This window comes from Parapedobacter deserti, assembly GCF_042646065.1.
Classification (GTDB): domain Bacteria; phylum Bacteroidota; class Bacteroidia; order Sphingobacteriales; family Sphingobacteriaceae; genus Parapedobacter; species Parapedobacter deserti.
The window spans coordinates 1-6925 of sequence record NZ_JBHRTA010000033.1 but is presented as its reverse complement, the minus strand read 5'-3'; the positions used below and the strand labels follow the sequence as shown (position 1 = coordinate 6925).

Genomic DNA, 6925 nt, shown 5'->3' with positions numbered 1-6925 from the left:
GTTTCCCGGGAGAATGGTGTTAGATTTGCCTTGAGCAGCAGGGGTTGAGCATCGGCCCCGCGGGGCCGATGCTCAACCCCTGACACAGTTTGTTTTACACTCCCCGGCCAAATCCCTTTTGAGCGATGGGTACTTCTTGGCCAGCCGTTTGGCCTGCTTGTCAAAAAGCGGTATGGAGGCAATGCTATAGCTCATCCAGCAGCTCTTGCGCGGGCCGGGCTTTCAGTTTGCCCTGCTCCACCAGTTTGAGTTCGTTCACCGCTTCCCTGAGTTCCTGCAACAGCTGCTCTTTGGTGGGTTCCTCGTATTCCAAAGCCTCCAAATCCCGGTACTGCCTTTTGAGTTCCTTCCATTCCTTGATGGGGATGTACACCCCGGTGGCCTTGCCCTTGCTGTCCTGTATTACCTGTAGTCTCATAATCCCTGAAATTACTTGAATAGACCATTTCCACATACTTTAATCTTGGTGTACGCATCCAATGGCTTCTTACAAAATTAGCACTTATTTTTGACATTCCGTTCATCGGTACCGAGTATCCAAACTAACCTTGGAGTTGCCTTCAGTGATGGATGCCACCTCATTAAATACAACCACAAAACAACCGTAAAAAACAGTGACCGGACAATCCGCAAAAACCTATCTTTGGAAGGTAAGACGTTCTTTGAGCAAGCTGAAATCCGGCTGTAAGGAAAACGGCCGGAACGCGAAAAATCCGCGGAAGGTCGTAAGACTACGGCGCAAGGTTCTATGACCCGGTGATAGGGCGCTTCGGCAGCGTGGACCCGCTTTCCGAGAGTATGCGGCGACATTCGCCGTACAGCTACGGGTTCAATAACCCAATGCGGTTCATCGACCCGGATGGGATGGCGCCTCGTGAATATGATGACGAGGAGGAGTACTACCGAGATAATCCGAACGGCAACCTTGATTGAAGCGATGGGCATTGGCTTAAGTCCGATAGGGAAAATAACACCGATGTATGGAAAACTGCCAACGAGACCAATATACAGCGTGTTGACGGTTACAATGAGTATGAAACCTTGGAGCAGAGAAGGGGTTTCTATAGTTGGTTCCAATCGGAAACGGATAGCCGAGGGTTCGAGACCCGGTGGGCTGGTGCTGCTGCCCGTACCGTAGGCAAATTGGAAATGTTATTGTGGAAAAGTTCAGATGTTCTTGGCTACTCAAATTCAGAGATAAGGGGGTTTGTGCAATCCGGCAACAAACTCATTTTGGATGATGTTTGGGGAAGTTTACAAGGGTTGTATAACGGCCAGCCGCTGGTTGGTGCAGCCGCCCAATCGTGGGATAGTAAGCAGCTTTATCAGGAGCAGATATTGATAAATGACTTATATTGGGGGTTGTCTAACAAGTCATTGACCACGCTTGAAAATTCAATCAAGCAAAATTATATACTTTCGAGGTTCACAACAGACCCACGCTTTAAAGGGTCGATATTAAATACGCATGACCGCTATAAGTTTGGTATGAAATTAATGGGTATTAAGATGTTTTATAAGATAAATCTTATTGTTTCAGTTGTTCTCTTTTTACTGACGATGACTGTTCGCAACAGGTTGTTGTACGCTATGACCGATAATGTAAAGTTGGCCCAAAACATTCTGTCCGTATGGAATGCAGTTATGTTACTGGGTTTGTCGATTCTGCTGATTCAAAGTATATGGTTGGCAACTAAACTAGGAGGGCGCTACTACTTTTTTGGTGGACTTGCGCTTGTTATGTTGTTGGTTACCGTAATTGGCATATTCTTAACACCAAGGGGTACCATTTGATAAGGCACTACGTTTTTGAAAAGGGCTTTTTTGGTTACTGTGTATATGCCTGTTTGGCCTTGCTGTCCCTGATTGACATGTCGATGAAATAGAATAGCTTTTCGAGTGGACCGTGGCCCATGAGTGGCCCAACGCTTGAATAGACCACTCAAGTCGCAGATATTCAGTGCGAAACAGCCAGTGGGCCATTGTGTTTGAAAAATGAAAGGCACCCTGTTTTGGAGAACAGTAAACGGCACACAGTACATCGCTGGTATAATCACAAGTTATTGTTATACTGACTATTATGGGGTTTCGTGACACAGATTTTACCCATGTATATCTACCTTGGTCAGAAATACCAAGGGTTAGAGGCGATGCGATGGCCATTGTTGAGGCCATGTAAATGGAAGGAACGTTCCGTCCTTTTTGTTGGATTTACGACCTATTGGTCGCATAAATTTTTTTCAACATCTTCTATTATTGACAACGGAGAATGGACGGAAGAAGAAATGAAGGCAGGATTTGGATAGTGCTAAACAATAGGATGTATTTGTTGCCAATAATTTTCATTAATTATTTCAAAACAGTTTTCATGGAAGGCCGGTAACCCGTGGGTGACCCAATGGTATGGTGGGTTCATAAAGCGCAGATATACAGTGCAAAAAATGCAGTAACCCATGGAATGTCGAAAATGCAAGGCACCCTACTTTCGGAGAACGGCATGTTCCTATGATTGAGGCCATTTCCCAGCCAATCCTATACCTAAGCTAAGTTACATAATGCGTACTTATGGTGCTTACGCGCATATCCATGGCACAAGCCACACAGCCCCATAGGGGCATTATGCAAAATAGCCGCAGCCCTTCCCACCGTGTGCGCATCTCCCTCCGGTCGGTCAAGGCGCAGGCCTGCGGCAGCATGGCACGTGTCCATTGGGGAATCTTCCAATCCCCAAACCCCTTTGGAGCCCCGCCGCTGATAGACGTGCCGCACATGGCCATCCCGCAGACCGGAGCCCGTCCATCCGCAGCGGGGGCTGCCTTTCCGGCGTCCATGCATACAGAAAAGCAGGCACACTTTCGGCGTTGCCTTCCGTTAAGCCACCCAGAGCGGGAGAAGGGCGGGTTGTCAAGGGACCGTGGAATAAAGCGGAGCGCAGCGAGCATTTATGCCGCGAAAGCCCTTTACTGCCCGTCATTCGAGAGCTACCTTTGCTGCGACGGACGGCTAACCCTAAAAGCACGAACCCAGAATCAATAAAATGTGCCTCCGGCGGACGCTCGCCGCGCGGGCAGGTTAAGGTTGATTGGATGTGGCCGACAAATCCATAAAAACATTATCTTTGGAAGGTAAGACGTTCTTTGAGCAAGCGGAAATCCGGCTGTAAGGAAAATGGCCGGAACGCGAAAAAGTTGCGGAAGGCAGTATGACTACGGGGCAAGGTTCTATGACCCGGTGATCGGAAGGTGGGGAAGTGTGGATCCGTTGGCGGATGAGTTCGATAATGTGTCACCCTATAACTATGCAATGAACAATCCAATGCGGTTCATTGATCCAGATGGGATGGCGGCTGTCGATACGATTTTTAATGTTCCTCGGGGTGATGAGATTCCGACAGATGCAGAACCAGGAGACAGAATCGTTAGTGTAGGACAGGATGGCTCAACTACAACGACTACGCTATTGCCAACCGCTTCAGTGACTGGCGGTGCAATGATTTGGATGAGCCTTCGCGGAACCGATCGCAAGCCTTATTCCGGTTATGGACTGATAGGGTTTGTACTAAACGGTGGACATGAAGATGACGGATACCAATATGATATTAATGGGCGTAATTTGGGTCCGTCTCCAATTATGGGGAATGCTCCTGACGTCGGAAGACCAGTAGGGCTCAATGCAATAAAGTTAACAAGGATAGCTAGACGGGCGGTTAGCTCGAGGTCATTGCTTAGAAATGCTAGACTCCCGAGTCGGGGGAAAATAAGATTTGTTCTTAGATCGTCGGACGCTCAAGCAGGAAAGTTACTAGTAAAAGAAGGGGGATATGTCGATAAGTTTGGGAATATCTGGAAAAAAGGACCGTCAAGAACAGCCGGGCAAGCATTTGAATGGGACGTTCAACTGTCAAAAACAGGTAAAAGCCAGTTGGGGCATTTATCTAGGGATGGGAAGCATTTAAATGTTTCGTTAGACGGAAGAATAACACATTAATATGGGTAATATTTATTGGCGTATTCTTTTTAATACGACTAAAAGGGAAACAGCAAGACGTTTAATCGGCAATTTGGTTAAGCATATTGGCGAATGCGAGATTTTAAACCTTCAGCCCTATTGGAAGGATAAGAATCTTTTTGAAGCAGAATTTAGACAAGAACTAAGTTTCCAGACATCGGATCGATCGCTGGTTGAATTTTTAAAGAAAGTTTCGAGTGTGTCGGATATTTGGGAAGTTAATTTTGCGAATGCTTTTAATGAAGTTAATCAAGATGTTTCCGTAGTGGCAAATAGTGCCTTTAAGATTCAAGGAATTTACTGGGCAACAGTATCCCTTGATCGATCGAATGATTGAAGTAGCTAAGGGTGGGGAAGTAGCTATACAATGAACAGCCTATTGCGGTTCATCGACCCGGATGGATGGCCGCAGTCGATATGAACATTCATGGGCAGATGATTATGAAGAGGGTTGAGAAAAGGCCGCATGATATATAAAGAAAATGAGTACAGCGTATTATAGCCTCAGTATAACAAGTACAAACGAGCAGATTCCGCATATTAGCGATGTTCTTGGTGTTCCCTGCTGGTGAAAATGGGACCGGTTGGACATACGAGGTAACCAGCGGAGATACAGATTTCTGTTTCGATTTCATAACCCGGTTTTTAGAGGTTTTGAGAGGTTTTGAGAGATAAGTTCTCGTCGTTAGAAAGAATAGGCGTAAAAAGAGACGATATATCCTTTTGGACCATCTATGAATACCAGGAACAGTTTAATATCGAATATTCCCCTCAAGATAGGGGTCGCCGACGCCNTAGCGCAGCATTCAAGGCAAAAGTTGCCATCGAAGCGATCAAGGAAATCAGTACGGTGCACGAATTGGTAGCCAGGTACGAGATCCACCCTAACCAGATCACCACGTGGAAGCGGGAATTTCTGGAGCATGCCGAAACAGTTTTCTCCAAGGAAAAGCCGGCTGATCCTGATGGTAAAAAGATAGTGGACCCTCAGGGTGGGCGTGTAACTTATGTAAGAAACGAGGACGGCTCTTTAACTTGGTCAAAAAACGCAACTGGTGATATTATGCGTATAGGAAATGCAATGGCACAAACTGCCGTAGGAATGGAATCACTATCTAAGTTGGACGCAATAGAGATTAATGTAGGGATGTCAATCAATACAACTGAATTACGGACATTGTCTAACGGGGCCATTGTGTCAGGATTTGCAGAACCTACTGTTGATAACCAAGGTAAAATCATCCAATATGATATTACCATATATGAAAAGGGTATTGACGAGCTAACCGCTCCCAAGCCCGGATCAAGGCCTGCAGTAATAAAGTTGGGCGAGATTATTATGATGGATAACTATACAAAGGATGAACACATAGGTGCCGTAGGAGTCCATGAAGCTACGCATGTTACGGACAGAAATTCCAGAGGGTTTCAAAACCCCAAGGCTTCAAATAGCGAGATTGAAAAAGCGCCTAGAACTAAGGAATTGAGACATTACCGAGAATTGGATGAACAAAAGAAGAAACAACAACAATGAAAGCGTACCATACAATAGTTTTGTTTTCCCTATTTCTACTTTCATATACTTGTGTCTGCGGACAAAATGGTTATTATGTTGATAAGGACCATAGAATCAAGGCATATCAGGAGTCGATGATAGGATTTCTTGTAGCGAAAAAGCAATTTACCTCAAACCAGACGCCATTTCGGGTCAAGGACTATCAAGGTAAAATGTATGTAAGGAAAGAGTTGGAAATCTTTAGGGATAGTATTTTGGTCGTCCGATTCGGCTCTCTCGGAGATCACGCGGATAAATTTTGGGGTGTGCTGGGGGAAAAGGATAAATTGTTGTTGATTTATGATCGGGAAAGTGAAATGAGGCTGGTTGAATTTCTGGACAAATATAGCCCTCTAACCAAACATAGTGTTTTAACACTTATAAAGTGCACTTCCCAAAACGAACATTAGACTCCAAACAAGTGTACAGGTGTCTGAAGGTCACCATAGCCAAACCCGGCCGTTTTGTTTGCGCCGGGCTTTTTGCATTACTTGAGTATTGCCTGCATCTTGCTCTTTGCGAGGAACGCATCGAGTAGGGCGAAGGACGGCCCATCGGTCTCACCCCCGAGGTGCCGCACATGGCTAGACCGAAGCCCGTCCACCCGCAGCCGGGGGCTGCCTTTCCGGCGTCCAAGTGGGCACACTTCCGGGGTTGCCTTCCGTTAAGCCACCGAAAGCGGGAGAAGGGCGGACTGTCAAGGGACGTGGAATAAAGCGGAGCGCAGAGAGCATTTATGCCGCGAAAGCCCTTTACTGCCGTCATTCGAGGACTACTTTTGCTGCGACGGACAGCTAACCCTAAACGTACGAACCCAGAATCAATAAAATGTGCCTCCGGCGGGCGCTCACCGCGCGGGCAGGTTAAGTTGGTTGCCCGAAAACAACCGTAAAAACCGTGGCCGGACGATCCGCAAAAACATTATCTTTGAGAGGTAAGACGTTCTTTGAGCAAACGAAAATCCGGCTGTAGAGAAAACGGCCGGAACGCTGAAAATCCATGGAAGGTCGTATGATTACGGCGCACGGTTCTATGACCCGGTGATTGGCAGGTGGGGAAGCGTGGACCCGCTTGCTGAGCAGATGCGGCGGCATAGTCCTTACAATTATACGTTCAATAATCCGATGCGGTTCATCGACCCGGACGGGATGGCGCCATTGGATGATTATCGGCTCGAAAGGAATGGGGAATTAACTTTGTTACGCGAGACTGACGACAATTTTGATAAAGTTTTTAATGATAAAGGAACGGAATCACTCAAAATTGCGAAGGGAGCTATCAGTCAAGATGAAGAAAGTACAACTATTACCTTTAATGACAACTATTCATCTTATGTGGAAGAAGGAACATATAATTCTGCTC

Annotated in this window: 5 protein-coding genes and 2 pseudogenes; 6 read left to right on the top strand and 1 reads right to left on the bottom strand. The window is 46.3% G+C overall.

The annotated features are described in order from the left end of the window. Window positions 1-184: 184 nt before the first annotated feature. On the bottom strand, window positions 185-418 hold the full coding sequence (locus ACFOET_RS11115; protein ID WP_379022573.1) for a hypothetical protein: 234 nt from the start codon (window positions 416-418) through the stop codon (window positions 185-187). A gap of 311 nt (window positions 419-729) precedes the next feature. On the opposite strand from ACFOET_RS11115, the pseudogene ACFOET_RS11110 reads away from it, so the two are divergent. The 6 genes and pseudogenes from ACFOET_RS11110 to ACFOET_RS21390 form a co-directional block, all read left to right on the top strand. Then, window positions 730-873, top strand: a pseudogene (locus tag ACFOET_RS11110) (RHS repeat domain-containing protein); the annotation flags it as partial. Between the two features lie 168 nt (window positions 874-1041). Continuing rightward, complete coding sequence (locus tag ACFOET_RS11105) at window positions 1042-1794, top strand: hypothetical protein (protein ID WP_379022571.1); 753 nt, start codon at window positions 1042-1044, stop codon at window positions 1792-1794. A gap of 792 nt (window positions 1795-2586) precedes the next feature. After that, the gene (locus ACFOET_RS11100; protein WP_379022569.1) at window positions 2587-3036 is read left to right on the top strand and encodes a hypothetical protein; all 450 of its coding nucleotides are present in this window, start codon (window positions 2587-2589) and stop codon (window positions 3034-3036) included. Window positions 3037-3168: 132 nt separating this feature from the next. Continuing rightward, on the top strand, window positions 3169-3987 hold the full coding sequence (locus ACFOET_RS11095) for a polymorphic toxin type 17 domain-containing protein (RefSeq protein ID WP_379022567.1): 819 nt from the start codon (window positions 3169-3171) through the stop codon (window positions 3985-3987). Window position 3988: 1 nt separating this feature from the next. Further along, a complete protein-coding gene (locus ACFOET_RS11090; RefSeq protein WP_379022565.1) occupies window positions 3989-4345 on the top strand; it encodes a hypothetical protein in 357 nt (118 codons plus the stop codon). A 2228-nt stretch (window positions 4346-6573) separates the two neighbouring features. Then, window positions 6574-6720, top strand: a pseudogene (locus ACFOET_RS21390) (RHS repeat-associated core domain-containing protein); the annotation flags it as partial. Window positions 6721-6925 lie beyond the last annotated feature (205 nt).